This is a genomic window from Nocardioides panacihumi, assembly GCF_039530925.1.
In the GTDB taxonomy this organism is placed as follows: Bacteria; Actinomycetota; Actinomycetes; order Propionibacteriales; family Nocardioidaceae; genus Nocardioides; species Nocardioides panacihumi.
This window is the reverse complement of sequence record NZ_BAAAPB010000008.1, coordinates 50,104-67,659: the sequence shown is the minus strand read 5'-3', so window position 1 is coordinate 67,659 and position 17,556 is coordinate 50,104. Positions and strand designations below refer to the sequence as shown.

Annotated in this window: 16 protein-coding genes; 5 read left to right on the top strand and 11 right to left on the bottom strand. The window is 71.3% G+C overall.

Features of this window, described 5'->3' with window-relative positions; all coding sequences use genetic code 11:
- Positions 1–54 precede the first annotated feature (54 nt).
- Together ABD205_RS21260 and ABD205_RS21255 are read right to left on the bottom strand one after the other, a co-directional pair.
- A complete protein-coding gene (locus ABD205_RS21260; protein ID WP_344048395.1) occupies positions 55–918 on the bottom strand; it encodes a hypothetical protein in 864 nt (287 codons plus the stop codon).
- A complete protein-coding gene (locus tag ABD205_RS21255) occupies positions 902–1,723 on the bottom strand; it encodes a hypothetical protein (RefSeq protein WP_344048393.1) in 822 nt (273 codons plus the stop codon). Before ABD205_RS21255 ends, ABD205_RS21260 begins: the two co-directional genes overlap by 17 nt.
- A gap of 233 nt (positions 1,724–1,956) precedes the next feature.
- On the opposite strand from ABD205_RS21255, the gene ABD205_RS21250 reads away from it, so the two are divergent.
- Complete coding sequence (locus ABD205_RS21250; RefSeq protein WP_344048391.1) at positions 1,957–2,403, top strand: hypothetical protein; 447 nt, start codon at positions 1,957–1,959, stop codon at positions 2,401–2,403.
- A 202-nt stretch (positions 2,404–2,605) separates the two neighbouring features.
- Positions 2,606–4,471 (top strand): calcium-binding protein, encoded by a 1,866-nt coding sequence (locus ABD205_RS21245; protein WP_344048389.1) that lies wholly within the window; start codon positions 2,606–2,608, stop codon positions 4,469–4,471.
- Between the two features lie 34 nt (positions 4,472–4,505).
- Here ABD205_RS21245 and ABD205_RS21240 read toward each other — a convergent pair whose 3' ends face one another.
- The 9 genes from ABD205_RS21240 to ABD205_RS21200 all read right to left on the bottom strand — a co-directional run bounded on the left by ABD205_RS21240 (position 4,506) and on the right by ABD205_RS21200 (position 14,035).
- Positions 4,506–5,285 carry a prepilin peptidase gene (locus ABD205_RS21240; protein WP_344048387.1) on the bottom strand — a complete coding sequence of 260 codons (780 nt, stop codon included), beginning with the start codon at positions 5,283–5,285 and terminating at the stop codon, positions 4,506–4,508.
- Positions 5,282–7,417, bottom strand: a complete 2,136-nt coding sequence (locus ABD205_RS21235; protein WP_344048385.1) for a hypothetical protein — start codon at positions 7,415–7,417, stop codon at positions 5,282–5,284. Before ABD205_RS21235 ends, ABD205_RS21240 begins: the two co-directional genes overlap by 4 nt.
- Positions 7,414–8,079, bottom strand: coding sequence for a PulJ/GspJ family protein (locus tag ABD205_RS21230; protein WP_344048383.1), 666 nt, complete (start codon positions 8,077–8,079; stop codon positions 7,414–7,416). Before ABD205_RS21230 ends, ABD205_RS21235 begins: the two co-directional genes overlap by 4 nt.
- Positions 8,076–8,552, bottom strand: a complete 477-nt coding sequence (locus ABD205_RS21225; protein WP_344048381.1) for a type II secretion system protein — start codon at positions 8,550–8,552, stop codon at positions 8,076–8,078. Before ABD205_RS21225 ends, ABD205_RS21230 begins: the two co-directional genes overlap by 4 nt.
- A 1-nt stretch (position 8,553) precedes the next feature.
- Positions 8,554–9,759: a type II secretion system F family protein gene (locus ABD205_RS21220; RefSeq protein ID WP_344048379.1), complete on the bottom strand. Its 1,206-nt coding sequence runs from the start codon at positions 9,757–9,759 to the stop codon at positions 8,554–8,556.
- Between the two features lie 2 nt (positions 9,760–9,761).
- Positions 9,762–11,492 (bottom strand): GspE/PulE family protein, encoded by a 1,731-nt coding sequence (locus ABD205_RS21215; RefSeq protein WP_344048377.1) that lies wholly within the window; start codon positions 11,490–11,492, stop codon positions 9,762–9,764.
- Positions 11,493–11,503: 11 nt separating this feature from the next.
- Positions 11,504–12,604: a type IV pilus twitching motility protein PilT gene (locus tag ABD205_RS21210; protein WP_344048375.1), complete on the bottom strand. Its 1,101-nt coding sequence runs from the start codon at positions 12,602–12,604 to the stop codon at positions 11,504–11,506.
- 83 nt (positions 12,605–12,687) lie between these two features.
- The gene (locus ABD205_RS21205) at positions 12,688–13,044 is read right to left on the bottom strand and encodes a type II secretion system protein (RefSeq protein ID WP_344048373.1); all 357 of its coding nucleotides are present in this window, start codon (positions 13,042–13,044) and stop codon (positions 12,688–12,690) included.
- A gap of 148 nt (positions 13,045–13,192) precedes the next feature.
- Positions 13,193–14,035 carry a matrixin family metalloprotease gene (locus ABD205_RS21200; RefSeq protein WP_344048371.1) on the bottom strand — a complete coding sequence of 281 codons (843 nt, stop codon included), beginning with the start codon at positions 14,033–14,035 and terminating at the stop codon, positions 13,193–13,195.
- A gap of 79 nt (positions 14,036–14,114) precedes the next feature.
- On the opposite strand from ABD205_RS21200, the gene ABD205_RS21195 reads away from it, so the two are divergent.
- The 3 genes from ABD205_RS21195 (at position 14,115) to ABD205_RS21185 (ending at position 17,537) form a co-directional block, all read left to right on the top strand.
- Complete coding sequence (locus tag ABD205_RS21195; RefSeq protein ID WP_344048369.1) at positions 14,115–14,975, top strand: oxygenase MpaB family protein; 861 nt, start codon at positions 14,115–14,117, stop codon at positions 14,973–14,975.
- A gap of 104 nt (positions 14,976–15,079) precedes the next feature.
- Positions 15,080–15,628 (top strand): hypothetical protein, encoded by a 549-nt coding sequence (locus tag ABD205_RS21190; RefSeq protein ID WP_344048368.1) that lies wholly within the window; start codon positions 15,080–15,082, stop codon positions 15,626–15,628.
- Between the two features lie 208 nt (positions 15,629–15,836).
- Complete coding sequence (locus ABD205_RS21185) at positions 15,837–17,537, top strand: TolB family protein (protein WP_344048366.1); 1,701 nt, start codon at positions 15,837–15,839, stop codon at positions 17,535–17,537.
- The last annotated feature ends 19 nt before the right edge of the window (positions 17,538–17,556 follow it).

The window sequence follows — 17,556 nt, the reverse complement described above, 5'->3', positions numbered from 1 at the left end:
GGATCTCCACGAGACGCGATGCTCGGGCGATCACGCCGTCGGCGTCCCCCGCGCTCACGGACGCTGGTTCACGAACCGGAACTTCACCCGCACGTCGGAGATGTCGAAGACCAGCGTCGAGTCGCTCGGGTCCCAGCGCTCGGGCACGAGGAACATCAGGTCGCCCGACTGGGCCAGCAGCCGGAGGCCGTAGTAGCGGTAGACGAACGTCTGTCCCGTCGGCGCCGCGGTGGCGCCGGCCGGCAGCAGGAGCTGCTGCTGCGTCACCTCGTCGCGCAGGTAGAGGCTCTCCCGCGTGTCGAGCACGACTGCCGGCAGGTCCTCCAGGTGACGCGCGGTGCTCTCCGCGATGCCGCGGCCGGTCAGCTGTGCGAGCGTCGCCGTCGCCCAGAACGTCGAGACCGCCCCGACGAGCACCAGGAGGACCACCACCGAGAGCGGGTCGCCACGGTGGCGTCCCGTGATCGCGAGCAGCGCGGCGCCTGCCGCGATCACCAGCGGGGTGACGAGGGCGTACCAGGTCCAGTCGCCGAGCCCGGCGTACCCGAAGACCAGCAGCAGCCCCGCCGCGCAGAGGGCCCATCCGGCGCGTCGCAGCCATCGCACGGCCCGCGACCCGACCCGGCCGGAGCGCAGACCCGCCAGCAGGGCGGCCGTCAGACCGCCCACCAGGAGCAGCAGGATCGCCGGGACCAGCAGTGCCTGCGGGCTTCGCATCACATAGTCACGGGTGCCGAGTCCGAGGGTGTCGACGTCGACGCCGAAGTAGGAGAACTCCGCCCGGGACGAGACGTAGCCGAAGTAGAACAGCAGGGCGCCGACGAACGTCGCCGGTGCGACGAAGCTGGTCGCCACGGCGTACCACCGGTCCCAGCTCGTCGACTCCCGCTCCTGGGCCATGTCACGGACTTCCCACATCGGTCGGCTCCGCGGACGCCGTGTCGGACGCCTCGGGCGCGTCCGCCGTCACGGACGGCTCGGCCGCGTCCGACGACACGGAGTCCGAACCCGAGTCAGAGCCCGACTCAGAGCCCGAGTCCGAGCCCGAGTCCGAGTCCGACGCCGCCGGCAGCTCGACCGACGCGGTGCCGCCTCCGGAGGCGGCCGCCTCCTTCACGTGATCGCAGTCGCTCTGCTTCTCGCACGTCACCTTCCCGGTGGCACTGATCGTCTCCTCGGTGCCGCTCGCCGAGGCTCCGTTCCAGCGGAGCCCGACCGTGCAGGACCGCTCGTCCGCGGTGAAGCTGGCGGCGTGGAGGCACGGCCGTCCCTCGCACGACGCGCTCGCCCGAGCGACCCCGTCGGGCAGTGCCAGCCACGTGATCCGGACCGCGACCCCGTCGGGCAGGTCGCCGCCGTTCCACGCGAGGGACGCGCACACCGGCTTGCGTGCTGCCTCGAACGACACGTTGCCCCCGATCGGCAGGGACGGCAGCGACGCCGAGCCCTGTACGCCGCCGGAGACCGGCGCGTCCGGCGCGCCGGCGTCGTTCCCGCTGCCGCTCCTCGCCTGGTCGGACGAGCCGTCGCCCGACGATCCGCCGTCGGACGAGGCACCGTCCGGGGCGCCGCCATCGCTCGCGCCGGCGCTCGGCGACCCGGACCCCGGGACCCCGCCGACCACGCTGGACTCCGCGCCGGGCGAGCCCGCGCTGTCCTTCGCTCCACACGCCGCCAGCGCGAGCACCGTCGCGCAGGCTCCGAGCACGACCACGATCCTCATCGCTGCCCCCTTCGCCCCCGGGCCTCGGGCGGGGCCCTCTTGGGAGGAAGGTCGAAGGTCCCCTCCAGATACCGGATCGGCTCATCGAGCGGTCACCGTCCTCATGTCGGTATCAGCGCAGACCCGGTCGCCTCATCTGAGGTGCAACGGATCGCGCGTAGGCGCACCCGGGCCGACTCGGACAGACGCAGCTCGCGCGGACCATCGTTCGGACACCATCGAAAGGGTTTCCCATGTCCAACATCCAGGTCCACAGGCCGCTCACGATCGAGCAGACCGAGGTCGCGCGATACCTCGCGCTCGAACAGACCGCAGCGGGCTTCACGCTCCCGAGCGCCGAGAGCAGCGACCGACACTTCTTCTTCTCGCTCCCGGGAGCGGTCGCACTCCCGGCGGTGATCTACTACCGGACCCGCCACACCGGAACGCCGGCGTTCTCCGTCCGGATCAACGACGCCACGGTGACCCAGTACAACTTCGTGAACGGCGACGAGGCCGAGCGCACGTGGCACGAGATCGTCCCGGCCCACACGGCGGGAGGGCCCACCCTGCGGCCCGACGGCAACGAGCTCGTCTTCTTCGCACGCGACGGCTCCGTCACGTTCGGCGATGTCGTCATCCTCTACGCGTCCAACCAGACGACCGTCCAGGTGCCCATCGTCATCACGACCCACCCGTAGGCAGCCCGTCCGGTCGGAGGCCGATCCGCTGCAGGGACACGCTGGCGTTACATGCATCGCCGTACGGCCTCCCGGGCGGGCGCAGCGACGGGAGGTGGCCACAGCCGTGTTCGCGCGAAACCCCTGTCACGCCGTGGCGCGCATGAGAGGATCCGACGCCGTCTGCCGCTCGGAGGCAGGCCCGTGACCAGTGGAGCCGAACATGCCGTACGCCTGGGGACGACTCGTCCTCATCGCCGGGTTCACCGTCGCCTACGTCGCGACAGCGACACCGGCGCAGGCGCGCGCTCCGCTCACCTCGACGGGCGTCCGGTGCACGATCGTCGGCACGGCCCGCTCCGAGGTGTTGGTCGGGACGAAGCATCACGACGTGATCTGCGGACGCGGCGGCAACGACGTCATCCGTGGCGGCGGAGGCAGTGACGTCATCGACGGTGGCACGGGCAGCGACCGCATCCTGGCCGGAGCCGGCAACGACCTGGTCATCGGTGGCACCGGTAGCGACACCGTCGACGGCGGCTCGAACGACGACCGGATCCTCACCGGGCCCGGGGCTGACGCCGTCAGCGGAGGCAGCGGAAACGACCATCTGGACGGTGGCGCGGACTCCGACCGCCTCAGCGGCGGGAGCGGTGCCGACGCCATCTCGGGCGCCGACGGCGCCGACGTGATCGCCGGCGACGCGGGACCGGACACCATCGCGGGCGGCGGCCAGGACGACGTCATCAACGGAGGCACCGAGAACGACGACCTCTCCGGTGACGCAGGCGACGACTCTCTCACCGGTGGCGCCGGGAACGACGACCTCGACGGCGGCAGCGGCGAGAACAAGTGCGTCGTCGACTCCTCGGACACGGTCGTCCGGTGCCACTACGACAAGGAGCCTCCCCAGGTCCTCGCCGTCGTCGTCGCCCCCGGTTCTGTCGACGTCACCTCGAGTGACGCCGAGGTCGAGGTGCGGGTCCATGCGACGGACGACTCGGCCGTCGCGGACGTGCAGGGCTACCTGTCGGCCGGCAACAACACGACGTCGCTCGCCCTCGGCCACATCGCACTGGTGGGTGGCACAGCTGCCGACGGATGGTGGGCCGGCACGGTGACCGTGCCGCGCTGGACGCCCGCAGGGACGTTGCACGCCGACATTCACGTCACTGATCGCCTCGGGCGCAACTGGGACGACAGCACGGCGCGGCTGCAGGTCACCAGCAGCGATCCGGACACGGAGGGCCCGCAGCTCACGCTCACCAGGTTGACCCCGACGGCCGTCGACGTGCGTACGGCCTCGCAGACGGTCAGCGTCGCGGTCCGCGGCGTGGACGCGAAGGCCGGCGTCGCGCGGGTGGACCTGTGCATCTCCGGGCCGGGGACTCCGAAGTCGTACCTCCCGTTCCCGCTCTACCAGGAGGTCGCCTGCCAGGAAGGCATCCCCAGGTCGTCCGGGACGAGCGCGGACGGCACCTGGAAGGCGGTCCTGACCATTCCGCGCGACTCGGTCGGCGCGACGTACAACGTCGTGGCCTACGCCGAGGACCGGATCGGCAATCACAGCCGATGGTTCGGCCCCGAGGGGTACGCGGCCTGGGTCAACGGGCACTGGTGCTGCTCGGAGGCCCATCCCTTCGCCGACGGGGCCGGCCGGGTGGAGGTCACCGGCCAGATCGCGGACGCCACTCCCGCGTGGGTGTCCGACGTCACGGCGTCGAAGACGACGTTCGACACGCTCGCCGGCGACGACATCGTTCACATCCGTGTGCATGCCCTCGACGCGACGGGACCCGGCGAGGGCGTCACGGCCGTCGAAGCCGAGCTGGACTCCGCACAGGTCGGAGGGCAGCTGTTCGACCGCGCCGTGCTCCGGCTGACCAGTGGCACGACGAGCGACGGTTGGTGGGAGGGCGACGTCGTCGCGCGCCAGGGAACGCCGCCGGGCGTCTACCACCTCCTGGTCATCATGGGCGACCGCGCACACGGGGCGATCTACACCGACCCCGGCCACCCGCTCGCCGACAGCGTCACCTATCAGCCGCTCGCCGGACTGCCGACGTTCACGGTCGTCGACGCGGAGTGACCCGCCACGCCTCTCCCCCGGCCATCGTCGACGGTCAGAGGCCGATCCGCTGCAGGTAGACGTCCCCGAGGCCGCTGGCCCCCAGGATCGACGCCCACGCACCCAGCAGCATGAACGGCCCGAACGGCACCGCAGTCCTGCGACCCGCTCGGCGCCCGGCCATCAGCAGCACCCCGGCCAGCGCGCCGAGCAGGAAGCCGCCGAACGCACCCGTCAGGAACGCGCCCCAGGACAGGAACGCAGTCATCCCGCCGACCACGCCGGCGAGCTTCACGTCACCGAAGCCGAGCCCGCCGGGCGCCACGATCGCCACGGCGAAGAAGAACCCGAACAGCACCAGCGCACCGATCCCGGCCCGCACCAGGTCGTGCCGGTCCGCGCCGAGGGCGAGCAGCACCGCCAGGGCCGGGTACGCCGGCAGCACGATCGCGTTCGGCAGTCGGCGGACGTCGAGGTCGATGAGTGCGAGCGCCATCGCGATCGCCGCGAAGGAGAGGTACGCCGCCAGCAGCACCGGCCGGTCGGCGAACCGCAGCCCCGCCAGCGCGAAGACCAGCCCGGTGGCCGCCTCGACCAGCGGGTAGCGCACGCTGATCGGCAGGCCGCAGTCGTAGCAGCGGCCGCGCAGGACCAGCCAGCCGAGCACCGGGACGTTGTGGCGGTTGCGGATCGGCGTACCGCAACGGGGGCAGGCGGAGGGCGGGCTGACCACCGACTCCCCGCGCGGCACCCGGTGGGCGACCACGTTGAGGAACGACCCGATCACCAGGCCGAGGACACCGGCGATGCCGGCCACCAGCTCCGCCGGGATCATCGGCGGTGGCTCCAGCTCAGGACGCCGATCTGGCGTTGGTTCGGCACCGGGGTGCCGGTCGGGTCCCACACCTGCACGCGTGAGGTCAGCGACAGCATCCCGGTCGCGGCCGAGCAGGTCGCGGAGTTCGGGCACAGATAGACCTTGAGCTGCACGAGGGTGCCGTTGAACCCCCAGCCCGGCGAGTTGTCGGGCAGCTCGATGACGGCACCTGGATAGCTGAACGACGCGGTCTCGAAGATGCTGAGCGAGCGTGCGATGACACCGAACCGGAAGACGGACTCCGCGATGTTGTTGAGCGAGAGGTCGAGTGAGGCCAGCGGCGCGTACGTCGTGCCCTGGATGTAGACGAGCGTGTTGTTGCCGAGCGCCTTCACCACCGGCGACCCGCCCACGGTCGCCACCGTGTTGCCCGGGACCGCCGCCGTGGTCTCACCGCGCAGCGCCGGCACGTAGTAGGTCAGCTCGAGGCGTGCCGCGTCGAGCTGGGACGTCTCGTTGCGCCTGAGGCTCGCGTCGAACTTGAGCATCGCGCCGGTGAACCCGTTGTCGTGGACGGACCTCTGGAAGGCGCCCCAGCCGGTCCGGGCCGTCAGGTCGATGTCCTCGGTGCCCAGCGTCGTCCTGGCGGGGAGCGTGTAGGCGCTGAGGCCGGCGCCGACGTTCGGAGTGAGCGTGACGACGTTCGCGGCGCCGGTCGAGCGGTGCGTGATCTTGAGCCGCGCCCCGGTGACGACGGTCCCCTTCGGCAGTGCGGTCGTGGGCGCGAAACCGGTCATCGTGATCGAGCCGGGCAGGGCGCTGTTGGCGCCGGTGCCGTCCCGCACCCAGGCCGCCAGGTTGGCGTTGGTGGCCTGGTTGCCGTCGGCCGACTGGAGGTTGGCCGAGGTCGCGCCGGTGAACGTGCTGGCGGTGACGGTGGGTGTCCCGCTCGTGGTGAGGGCCGAGCCCCCGCTCAGGACGGTCTGCGTCGCCGTACCGGTCTTCTGCCCGTAGATCGCGATCGGCGGGCGGTCCGCGTGATAGCTCGCGCACACCTCCATGGCCGCCCCCTTGTCCACGACGATGCGGCTGTCTCCGCCGAAGAGGAGCTGGACGCCCGTCGCGGAGACGTCGTCGATCGGGTTCACGCAGCGTCCCGGGATCGTGGTGTCCGAGGTCAGCGTGCCGCCGACGATCGTGCCCGAGTTGACGTTCCACACGTCGCCGACGTTGCCCGCGATGTCGTCGTCCTGGAGTGCGTCGGCCGAGTTGTTGTGGAAGTCGAAGTAGAACGTGCCGGGGGCGAGCTTGATGAAGCAGTTGCTGCCGCCGTTGGGCGTCAGCGCGTTGAGCTTCGTGACGTCGTCGTAGTAGCCGGGCTGCAACGTCACCGAGCCGCTGCTGCAGCTGGCCGGCGGCGTCTGGAGGGCGGGGATGCCGGTCGCCGCGATGTCGAGGTCGCTCCGGTAGTTCGGGTCCGGGACCGTCGCGGCACTGCAGTCCACGACCGGTGCGCTCATGGCCGCGACCGGCGTGCACCCGGTGTGGGCCCGGATGCTCTCGCTCGACTGGAGCACACCGTTGTTGTCGCGGACGATGTCGGAGTCGGACCAGATCCCGCCCCGGACGCGGAACGCGCCGCTGCTGCCGTTGGTCTTGAAGGTGAACCCGGTCTCGCCACCGGTGCCGAGCGTCAGGATCGCGTTACCTGGCTTGTTGGCGCTGTTGATCGGGACTGCTGTGCCCTGCTCGCCGGTGTCGTCCTCCGCTGCGCAGGAGACGTACGCCGACGTCGGACCCTGGCCGCTCGCCTTCGCCGGCGGGTAGAAGGCCGGCAGCGCGATCCCGTCGACCGTGCTCCCGTCGGCGTTGTAGCCGAAGCAGCCCGTGCCGGTGGCATTGGTGAAGACCCAGTTCGCAGGCTCCGCGTCGCCGGTGTTGAAGCCGGTGCGCAGGTCGTTGATGGCGACTTGGGCGGCACCATCCGCGGCGTACGTCGTGCCGGCGACCTGGCGCAACGCCACCGTGGCCCGCAGCGAGCCGTTGCCGTGGGTGAGCACCGCGCCGACGACGAGCGTCACCGTCGTCACCACGATCATCGCGAGGACGAGGATGGCCCCGTCGTCCCGGCGGATCCCTCGGGCGGTCATGTCTGCCTCCGTTCGCCCGAGAGGGTGGCCTGGTAGGGCGTGACGTTGTGGCCGCTGCTGTCGTGCACCGTCAGGGCGAGCCGTACGACGGCCGGGACTCCTGCGCCCGCGCCGGTGCAGGAGATCGCGGTCCCGCTCGCGTCCAGACAGCTCACGGTCGGCACGGCGGTCAGGTTGTCCGCCAGCTGCTCGGTCGACGGCTGGCTGAGGCAGCGCACGCGGAGCAGCTGGTAGACCGCGCCGGACGGCCGGGCGGCGTAGGTGACCTTGACGAGGGTCGGCGGGTCGGTCGAGCTGAGCGAGCTGTACTCGCTCCACCCCAGCGTCACGACCGCGCTCGCGCCCGCGGGCAGGGCGCAGGGCGCGAGGCCGACGGACTGCAGCAGCGGGAACGAGTGCACCCCGGGGCTGGTGTCATAGGTGGCGGAGCGCACGCCGATGCTCGCGACGTCGCGCTGCCAGTACGCCGCGGCGAACTGGACGTCGTGCGACTCCGTCAGCCTCGCCTCGGTGTCGACCGTGTTGCGCAGGTAGCTGAGCACGATCCCGGTCAGCGCCACGCTGACGATGCCCATGATCGAGACGGTCATGATCATCTCCACGAGCGTGAAGCCGTCGTCCGCGCGGAGGCGTCCGGGGCGTCGGAGACGCGGGGCGTTCATGCGCACACCGCCATCGACGTGTCGCACGGCTTGCGCAGCAGCACCGTCAGGTCCTCAGCCGCTCGGCCGTCGGGGGTCGCGATGGTGATGTCGATGCGCTGGACGCCCGAGTCGTTGGCCGAGCACACCCCAGCCGCTCCCCCGTTCGGCGGCACCCGCTTCGCAGCGGTGTGGCTGGCGGTGTAGCCCGCGGGCAGCTGGCCGGCGAAGCCGACCGTGCCCGCGCTGTAGGCGTTCGCGCCGGCGCACGGGACGTAGTGGCTCGCCGCCGAGGCGACGTACTCGGTGATGGCCTCGGCGTAGCTGCGCGCGTAGGCGCTGCCCGTCGTCTGCTTGCGGTGGATGTCGGAGGTCGCGACGCTCACCCGGAGGCCGGCGAGGATGGCCACCCCCGCCAGCCCGATGATCGCGATCGCGACCAGCATCTCGACGAGCGTCTCGCCGCGGTCGCTGCGCAGGTCCGGACCGCGCATGTCACATGTCCAGCTGGTTGAAGGCGCCGTACATCGCCTGCACCAGGGCGACGGCGACGAAGCCGACGACGCAGCCCATCGCGACGATGACGATCGGCTCGAAGAGCGCCGTCAGCTTGGCGATCTTGTAGTCGAGCTCGGTCTCGTAGTACTCCGCCGTGACCTCGAGCTGGGTGTCCAGCGACCCGGTGTCCTCGCCGACCCTCAGCATCTGCGTCGCCGTGCCGGGGAACAGGCCGGTCCTGGCCAGCGGGCCGGCGATGCCCTGCCCCTCCAGCATCTGCTCGGTCACCTCGCCGAGCCGCTTGATGTAGACCCGGTTGCGCAGCGACTCCGTCGTCACCGCGAGCGCCTCGGTCAGGTTCACGCCGGCGCCCACCATCGAGGCCAGCACGCGGCAGAAGCGCTCGACGAGGGCGTACTCGATGGTCTCCCCCAGCACCGGCACCTTGAGCAGCAGCGCGTCGCGGGCGTACTTGCCGCGGTAGGTCCGGGTGATGACGAAGTACAGGAGCCAAGCGCCGACGATCCCCAGCACGACCGCCCACCACCAGTGCCCCAGGAAGCTCGTCATCCCGAGCAGCATCCGGGTCGTGAGCGGCAGCTTGGCGCCGAGGTCGGCGAAGAAGACCTCGAACTTGGGCAGCACGAAGATGGCGAGGATGACCACGGTCACGACGGCCATGAGCGCGACGATGGCCGGATACATCAGCGCGGACTTGATCTTGCGCCGGGCCTGCAGGTCGCGCTCGATGTAGCGGGAGAGCCGTGCCAGGACGGTGTCCAGCTCGCCCGTCACCTCGGCGGAGCGCACGATGCCGCGGTAGAACTCCGGGAAGACCTTCGGGAAGGCGTCCAGGCAGTCCGAGAAGCGCTCGCCGGACCGCAGCCCGTCCTCGATCTGGTTCATCATCCGGCGCACCGACGAGTTCTCGCTCTCGGCGCCGATCGTGTGGACCGCCTCGAGGATCGGCAGGCCCGCACGGAGGAACGCGGCGATCTGCCGGGAGAGGTGCATGACCGCCTCGCGCTTGATGCGCGGGCCGGAGATCTCGTACTGCAGGATGCTCTTCTTCTCGGTCACCCGGAGCTGGCGCACGTGCCGCTCGTAGAGGGAGACCTCCGCATCGCTCCGGCTCGGGGCCTTGTGCGTCCCTCGGACCTCACGGCCGTCGAGGGTGACACCGACGTAGGCGAACTTGGGCATGTTCAGACTCCTGCCACGTAGATCGAGCGCATGACCTCGGCAGCCGTCGTCGTGCCGTCGCGGACCAGGCGGACGGCCTGCTCCTGCAGCGTGCGCATGCCCTGGCTGCTGGCGAGCTTGCGCATCTGGTCGTGCGGCGCCCGGTCGACGATCAGCTCCCGCACCTCGTCGGTGACGGCCAGGAGCTCGTAGACGCCGATCCGCTCCAGGAAGCCGGTGTGGGCGCAGAACTGGCAGCCGGCGCCGTGCCGGAAGCCACCGACCGGGTCCGAGCCACCGAAGTTGCGGAGGAAGGCCAGCTCCTCCGGCGACGGCGTGTAGGTCTCGAGGCAGCTGGTGCAGCTGCGCCGGACCAGGCGCTGGGCGACCACCGCGGTGATCGAGGACGCGATGAGGAACGGCTCGATGCCCATGTCGACCAGTCGGTAGAGGGCCGAGACGGCCTCGGTCGCGTGCAGCGAGGAGAGCACCAGGTGGCCGGTCAGCGCGGACTGTACGGCGATGCGTGCCGTGTCGACGTCACGGATCTCGCCGACGAGGATGATGTCGGGGTCCTGGCGCAGGATCGACCGCAGTCCCCCGGCGAACGTGACGCCGGCCTGCTCGTTGATCTGGATCTGGTTGATCGAGTCGAAGGTGTACTCGACGGGGTCCTCGATCGTCATGATGTTGCGGTCGGGGGTGTTGAGCTCGCCGAGCGAGGCGTACAGGGTCGTGGTCTTGCCACCACCGGTCGGGCCGGCGCAGATGACCATGCCGTACGGCGACCGGATCAGCCGGCTGTAGCGCTCGGCCGTGTCGGCCGGCATGCCGAGCTGCTCGAGCCTGAACAGCGACCGGGACTTGTCGAGCAGCCGCATCACGACCTTCTCGCCGCCGACCACCGCGGTGCTCGACACGCGGATGTCGACCTCGCGGCCCTCCACGGCCATCGAGATCTGGCCGTCCTGGGGGCGGCGCCGCTCGACGATGTTCATGCCCGCGAGGATCTTGACCCGGCTCACGATCGCGGGCCCGATCGAGCCCGGCAGGTCGAGGACGTCGCTCAGCGCGCCGTCGATGCGGTAGCGGACCCGCACGCGCTCGCCCGACGGCTCGACGTGGATGTCGGAGGCCCGGTCCCGCAGCCCCTGGGTGATGATCATCTGGACGACCTGGACGACCGGCGCGTCCTCGTTGACCTGCGCGCTGTCGAGGTTCGCGGCCTCGCGGCGGAGGCTGTCACGCGCCTCGAACGCCTGGATCTGGCTGCCGACCTCGCCGGTCACCTTGTAGGCGGTGTCGAGGGCCCGCTCCAGCGCCCGGTGCGTGGCGACCGCCGCGACCACCGGCCGGCCCAGCGCGGCCGCGATGTCGCGGACGTGCTCGGGCGAGGGGTCGACGACCGCCACGACGACCGACTCGTCGGTGACGCTGACAGGGACGGCCCGAAGCGCCTGGGCCTGGTCCCGGCCGAGGAGCGCCACGGCGGCCGCCTCCGGGTCCGCGCGTCGGAAGTCGACCTGGTCGACGCCGTACTGCTCGGCGAGCGCCTGCGCCAGCTCCTCGTCGCCGATCGTGCCGGAGCGGATCAGCTTCTCCGCCAGGGTCTCCCCCTCGGCGCTGCCCCGGGCCGCGTCGACCTGGTAGGGCTCGAGCAGGCGGGTGGCGACGAGCACGCCGGCGAGCCGTTCGTCGTCGGCCTCGGCGCTCGAGAACGGCGAGGCGTCCTCGTCGCGCCGGCGACCGCGCATCCTCATGGCCCTCACGCCCTCAACGCGGCCGCGAACCGCGGCCGCAGCTCGATGTCGCGCGGGTAGAGGCTGCGCGCGACCGCGTCCGCCTCGCTGACCACGCCCTGCTGGACGAGGTGGGACAGCGACTGCTCGAGCGTGACCATGCCGTCGCGCGCTCCCGTGACGAGGCTGTTGCGCAGCTGGTGGGTCTTGCCCTCCTTGACGAGGTTGCGCACGGCGGGGGTCGCCACCAGCACCTCGTAGGCCGCCGTCATCCCGCCGCCGACCTTGGGGATCAGGCGTTGGTAGACGACCGCGCTGAGCGCGGCCGCGAGCTGCACGCGGATCTGCGCCTGCTGCTCGGCCGGGAAGACGTCGATCATGCGGCCGATCGACTGCGCTGTGTCGTTGGTGTGCAGCGTCGCGAAGACGAGGTGGCCGGTTTCGGCGACCGTCAGGGCGAACTGGATCGACTCCAGGTCGCGCATCTCACCGACCAGCAAGACGTCGGGGTCCTCCCGCAGCACGCTGCGCAGGGCGTCGGGGAAGTTGGCGGTGTCGGTGCCGACCTCGCGCTGGTTGACCGCCGCCACCTTGTGCTCGTGGACGTACTCGATCGGGTCCTCGATGGTGATGATGTGGCAGCCACGGGTGCGGTTGATCAGGTCGATCAGCGAGGCCAGCGTCGTCGACTTGCCCGACCCGGTCGGACCGGTCATGAGGATGAGGCCCTGGTGCCGCAGGGCGAGGTCGCGCAGCACCGGAGGCAGCCCGAGCGCGTCGGGCGACGGGATCGAGCGCGGGATCATCCGCAGGGCGACCGCGGTCAGCCCGCGCTGGGTGAACGCGTTGCCGCGGATGCGGGCGTCGTCGCGCCACGAGAAGGAGAAGTCGAACTCCCGGCTGTCCTGCCATGCCGCCGCCTGCACCGGGGTCAGCACCTCGGCCAGGAGCGCCTCGGTGTCGTCGGCGCCGAGCACCGCGGTGCCGGGTGCCGGGACAAGCGCGCCGTCGACACGGAGCATCGGCGGGAGGCCGACGGACAGGAGAAGGTCAGTGCCGCCTGCCTGCCACAGGTCGGCGAGCAGCTGGTCGACCCGGCTGCCGATGCGGTGGACGTTGGTGTGCATGGTGCGAATCCCTCGGCGTCGATGGAGTGATGGCCACCAGGAGGGCCGCGGCCGCGCTCGGGCCGCGGCCCTCCTGGTGCGGATCAGGAAGCCGTGCAGGGGGCGCCGGCCACCATGGTCAGCGCGCCGGTCGTTCCGTTGACGCTGGCGACGTACGTCGGCAGGGAGCGGAGGAACTTGTTCGGGTCGGTCGTGAGCGCGCCGAGGTTCGCCGGGTATGAGGTGTTGTTGGCGTAGAACGCCTCGACGGCGGTGTCGACGGTGCGGACCTCGGTCTTGCAGGCCGCCACCTCGCCGTGGTCCTGCACGCCGCGGACCGAGAAGACGACGATGCCCGCGAGAATGCCGAGCACCAGGATGACGATGACGAGCTCGATGAGGGTGAAGCCACCCTCCTCCTCGCGGAGGTTTCGGGCGCGGTTGAGCGTGTTCTGAAGCATGGTGAGTTCCTTTGCCGGAGCGTGTGATGGACGAGCTCCCGAGCGCTGGCAGGAGTGCATCCCGGCCCGTCATCGGGCCGCGGATGAACGTGATCGCGGATACCCCATATGGGGGACGGGGTTTTACCCCCGGAGCGTGGAGGTGGGCTCAGCCGCAGCGGACGGCGCCGAGCTTCGCCAGTCCCTCGATGTCGCCGGAGCCGTACGACGTGCGCGTGACCGAGGGATACATCAGCTCCCCCGGGTCGTCCACGTGGGCGAGACCGAGGACGTGCCCCAGCTCGTGCATCACCACGGCCCGCTCCTCCGCGCGGTGGCCCGTCGCGTCCGCCCGGCGGAACCAGCTGGTCTTGAGCGCGACCATCCCGGTCACTGCGTGGTCGAACCCGTTGCCCTCGACGACGAACGTGCTGCCGCCGATCCCCACGGCGTCGCCGTTCTCGGGCAACTCGCCGAGCTCGCCGGGTCGGGCGAAGCCGATCAGCACCGGCCCGCTGGACCTGTCGAAGGCGCGATCGGTGGTGGTGCCGTCGTACGCGAAGTCGAAGCCGGAGCGGCGCGACGCCTCCGCGACGGCCGCCTTGATGAACACCAGCGAGTCGTCGGGGCCGCCATCGGGGTTGACGACGTAGTGGATCGGCTTGCACGGGCTGTAGCTGACCGGCGTGCTCGTGCCCGGCTGGGTGCGCTCGAAGGCGTACGCGCCCCGGGCGGACGTGTCGACGGCTGCCGCGATGCGCAGGTCCGGGAGGTGGAGGGCGTGCCGGAGCGGGTCGCGCATCGGCCCCGGCAGGATGCTCATCACCACCGTGACGGCCACGACGCAGGACACCCAGCCGAGGCCGCCGACCCACCTCGGAGCCCTGCGGCGCAGATGCCGCGCCTGCTGTCGCGGGTCAGGGCCCGGACCAGGCTGCTGGTCGAGCCGGTCCAGCTCGCGCATCTGCAGCTCGAGCTCCCGGCGCTCGCGACGTCGCACGATCCTCCCCATGCGAGCGCCTCCTAGGAACGTCCGAGCCAGGCTAGGGACGCGGACGGCTGCGGTAAAGACCCCGACGTAGGCTCACAGCATGGCGCTCCTCGACAACGTGCGCACCAGCCTCGGGGCCGCACTCTTCGAACGCGTGGCCGGGCCCGACGGCGACCGTGCGAGGGAGCGCATCCACGAGCGCCCGGGGCCGCGGTGGTTCGAGCCGGGCAGCCCGATCATGCGCGTTCACGGCGACGCCTCGATGTTCATCGGCGGCCTGCGCGCCCTGCTGCTGCAGTCGCTGCACCCGGCGGCGATGCGAGGTGTGTCCGAGCACAGCGGCTATCGCGGGGACATGTGGGGCCGGCTCGCGCGCACGAGCACGTTCCTCGCCGTGACGACGTTCGGTCACGCCGAGGACGCCGAGGCGGCGGTCGCGCGGGTCCGGCGCATCCACGAGCACGTCAACGGCACCATGCCCGACGGCACGCCGTACACCGCGACCGACCCGCACCTGCTCGCGTGGGTGCACGCCGCGGAGGTCGACAGCTTCCTCGTGGCGCACCAGACGTACGGCGCCCGGCCGCTCGACGCCGCGGAGCGCGACGAGTACGTCGCCCAGACGGCCGAGGTGGCCAGACGGGTCGGCGTCGTCGACCCTCCGACGACCGAGGCGGAGCTGCGGCAGCTGCTGGCGACGTACCTCCCCGAGCTGCGCGCGACCCCCGAGGCGCGCGAGGCGATCGACTACCTGCTGCGGCGGCCACCGCTGCCGTGGGCCGCGCGCCTCCCGTACGGCGTGCTGGTCGCCGCAGCGGTCGGCCTGATGCCGCGCTTCACCCGCCGGCCGCTCGGACTCCCGTGGCTGCCGGTGACCGAGCGGACCGTCGTACGGGCTCTCGGGAACCTCGCGACCGGCACCATCCGCTGGGCGATGACCCCTCCGAGCACTACGCCGTAGATCCGAGTCATCCGGTGACTCGGATCCACGGCAGTCGCGCGGTCAGGTCCCGCCGACGATCGCGGACGCCCGCCGGTTGACTCAGTGTCCGTAGCCTTGCTCGGGTGAGCCCCGAGGACGTCCGCCAGCTGGCGCGGTCCACGCCCGAGCGATGGACCGAGCTCGAGCTCGTACACCGCTCCGACGACCTCGACGTCCGGGCCACTCTGCGGCATGGCGAGCTCGACGGAGTCCGACTCACCGACGGCCGACGCATCCACGAGCGCGGCGCACCGCCGTCGTCGTGGACCGTCCGCCCCCTGGAGCCGTACGCGACCAACTACCGGTGGTCGGCCATGCTCGACCCGTACGAGCTGGGCGAAGGCGTCGCCATCAGCGACGTGCGCAGCGACGAGCTCTTCGGCCGGCCGGTGGTGGTCTTCGTCGCCCGCGCCGGGCCCGGCTACGACCCGATCTGCTCCTGCTGTCCCCTCGTCCTCTCCGAGGTCTCGCAGCGCCTCGAGTACGGCGACGCCTGGGTCGCTCAGCCCGGCGAGCTACCCGACGGCGTCGACCTGGCCCTGGATCTCGAGGTCGGCATCGTGGTCAGCAGCCGGCCCCGCGGCGGACGGCACGGAAGCTGGTTCACCAACGAGATCGTCCGAGTCGGCTGAGCGGTGCTGGATCCCGACATCCGTTGACGCCCGCGCGCTCGGGATCACCGCATCCACCGCTGACGGCGCGCGTACTCGGCGCAGATGCCTCCACCACTGCCCATGCCGAACGCCAGCGCAGTGGTGCGGTGGCGCGGCCCAGGTCGGTCTGCGACGACGCTGAGCGTTCCTCGGCAGGAGCCGCGACCCAGCCACTATCGTCCCGCTCATGTCGCGCATGTTCGCCCGGGCTGCCGGTGGCGTCCTCCTCACGCTCGCCGTGATCCTGGGCGTCGCTGTGCCGGCGGCGAGCGCTGCCACGCCACGTCGCAACGGCGACCTGCGAGCGCCGAGCGCGGTGGCGCCGAACACCCGTGTCGCGTTCACCGGCCGGTTCACCACGCATGTCGCGCGACCCGTCCGACTGGAGGTGTCCACAGCCGCGGGCTGGCGGACGGTCGCGCGCGGTCGGACACGGCCCTCGGGTGCGTTCCGAGTGGTGGCCCAGGTGGCGGCCGGGTCCTGGCGATTCCGGGCGCTGGCGCCCGCGCACCGCGTGAGCGGACGGGTTCTCCGGGCGCTGGTGACGCCGACGCGTGCCGTCACCGCACCGTTGCCGCCGAGTACGTCGACTCCTCCGACTCCGCCGACGACTCCACCGACCACACCGACGCCACCCGCCCCGCCCACGTATCCCCGAGCCTCGCTCACCTGGGTTCCGAACGTGCAGGCGGACGAAGGATTCGGCCGGACGACGACGTCGTCGCCGGCGATGTCGGCAGACGGCCGGTACGTCGCCTTCACGGCGTCGTTGAACGTCCGGCTCGACGAGAACACGATGTGCGGCTCCTTCGGCATCTTCCTGTGGGACCGGAGCGCTGGGACGACGACCACCGTCACGCGAGGCGCCGACCAGAACTGCCTCGTCGGCCACGAAACGGGCGATCCGTCGATCAGCGCCGACGGTCGATACGTGGCGTACGAGTCGACGGTCCGCGGCCTCGCGCCGACAGGCGCGGCGACCGACCCCTGGAACACCAAGAACCACCTCGTGTACGTCTGGGACCGCGACACGGGCGAGACGACACAGATCGCTTCGCTCGACGACGCCCACTACTACGAGTCGTCGCTGCACCCCGCGGTGAGCGCCGACGGGAGTCACGTGGCGTTCCTGACAAGCTGGTCCTCGCGCAGCGACGAGACGCAGGGCTGGTCCGTCGCGGTCTGGACACGGTCGACCGGCGCGATCAAGATCGGGCCCCCCGCGGCGCCGTTCGGGCCCCCCGGCTACTACGCGGGCTGGGAGTGGCGTCCCTCGATCAGCGCCGATGGCACGATGGTCGCCTTCACGTCGACCGGGAACTCGCTCGCGGGCGAGGACCGGCACGACATGCAGGACGTCTACGTCTGGAGCACCGAGACGGGCACCGTCGAGCGCGCGGCCGGTCCCGTCGGCCCGGACGGATCGGCGTACAACCCCGTGATGACGCCCGACGGCCGCTACGTTGTCTTCGCCTCGGACGCGTCGAACCTCGACGGCACCGACGGTCCGTTCAGCTGGTTCGAGTGGGACCGGGTGTCCCAGACCGTTCAGCGGATCCCCGGAGGGGCGAGCACCTGGTCCCGGCCGATCATCGGCTACGACGGCGCTGCGGTCAGTGCGGACGGTCGCTTCGTTGTCATCGCGTCCCTGGGGCGTGACCGCTACTCCCTGGCCGTCTGGAACCGCGACGACGATTCGCTGCTGCGGCTCGGCAGCCCCGTCGATGGCCGCGCTCCGAACGGCGCGACTGGCGAGCCCGCCATCAGCGCGGACGGCACCCTCGTCGCGTTCTCGACCCGTGGCGACAACCTGTGGCCGGCCGAGCAGTCGGATGACCTGACGTGGCCGGCCGTCGGGGTATGGACCCTCGGCGCCGACCCGCTCTGACCTCGCGCGCAAGCACCTG

Excerpts from the sequence above, each read along its gene's own strand:
- ABD205_RS21260 (WP_344048395.1), bottom strand. The coding sequence starts at position 918 with ATGTGGGAAGTCCGTGACATGGCCCAGGAGCGGGAGTCGACGAGCTGG.
- ABD205_RS21255 (WP_344048393.1), bottom strand. The coding sequence starts at position 1,723 with ATGAGGATCGTGGTCGTGCTCGGAGCCTGCGCGACGGTGCTCGCGCTG.
- ABD205_RS21250 (WP_344048391.1), top strand. The coding sequence starts at position 1,957 with ATGTCCAACATCCAGGTCCACAGGCCGCTCACGATCGAGCAGACCGAG.
- ABD205_RS21245 (WP_344048389.1), top strand. The coding sequence starts at position 2,606 with ATGCCGTACGCCTGGGGACGACTCGTCCTCATCGCCGGGTTCACCGTC.
- ABD205_RS21240 (WP_344048387.1), bottom strand. The coding sequence starts at position 5,285 with ATGATCCCGGCGGAGCTGGTGGCCGGCATCGCCGGTGTCCTCGGCCTG.
- ABD205_RS21235 (WP_344048385.1), bottom strand. The coding sequence starts at position 7,417 with ATGACCGCCCGAGGGATCCGCCGGGACGACGGGGCCATCCTCGTCCTC.
- ABD205_RS21230 (WP_344048383.1), bottom strand. The coding sequence starts at position 8,079 with ATGAACGCCCCGCGTCTCCGACGCCCCGGACGCCTCCGCGCGGACGAC.
- ABD205_RS21225 (WP_344048381.1), bottom strand. The coding sequence starts at position 8,552 with ATGCGCGGTCCGGACCTGCGCAGCGACCGCGGCGAGACGCTCGTCGAG.
- ABD205_RS21220 (WP_344048379.1), bottom strand. The coding sequence starts at position 9,759 with ATGCCCAAGTTCGCCTACGTCGGTGTCACCCTCGACGGCCGTGAGGTC.
- ABD205_RS21215 (WP_344048377.1), bottom strand. The coding sequence starts at position 11,492 with ATGCGCGGTCGCCGGCGCGACGAGGACGCCTCGCCGTTCTCGAGCGCC.
- ABD205_RS21210 (WP_344048375.1), bottom strand. The coding sequence starts at position 12,604 with ATGCACACCAACGTCCACCGCATCGGCAGCCGGGTCGACCAGCTGCTC.
- ABD205_RS21205 (WP_344048373.1), bottom strand. The coding sequence starts at position 13,044 with ATGCTTCAGAACACGCTCAACCGCGCCCGAAACCTCCGCGAGGAGGAG.
- ABD205_RS21200 (WP_344048371.1), bottom strand. The coding sequence starts at position 14,035 with ATGGGGAGGATCGTGCGACGTCGCGAGCGCCGGGAGCTCGAGCTGCAG.
- ABD205_RS21195 (WP_344048369.1), top strand. The coding sequence starts at position 14,115 with ATGGCGCTCCTCGACAACGTGCGCACCAGCCTCGGGGCCGCACTCTTC.
- ABD205_RS21185 (WP_344048366.1), top strand. The coding sequence starts at position 15,837 with ATGTCGCGCATGTTCGCCCGGGCTGCCGGTGGCGTCCTCCTCACGCTC.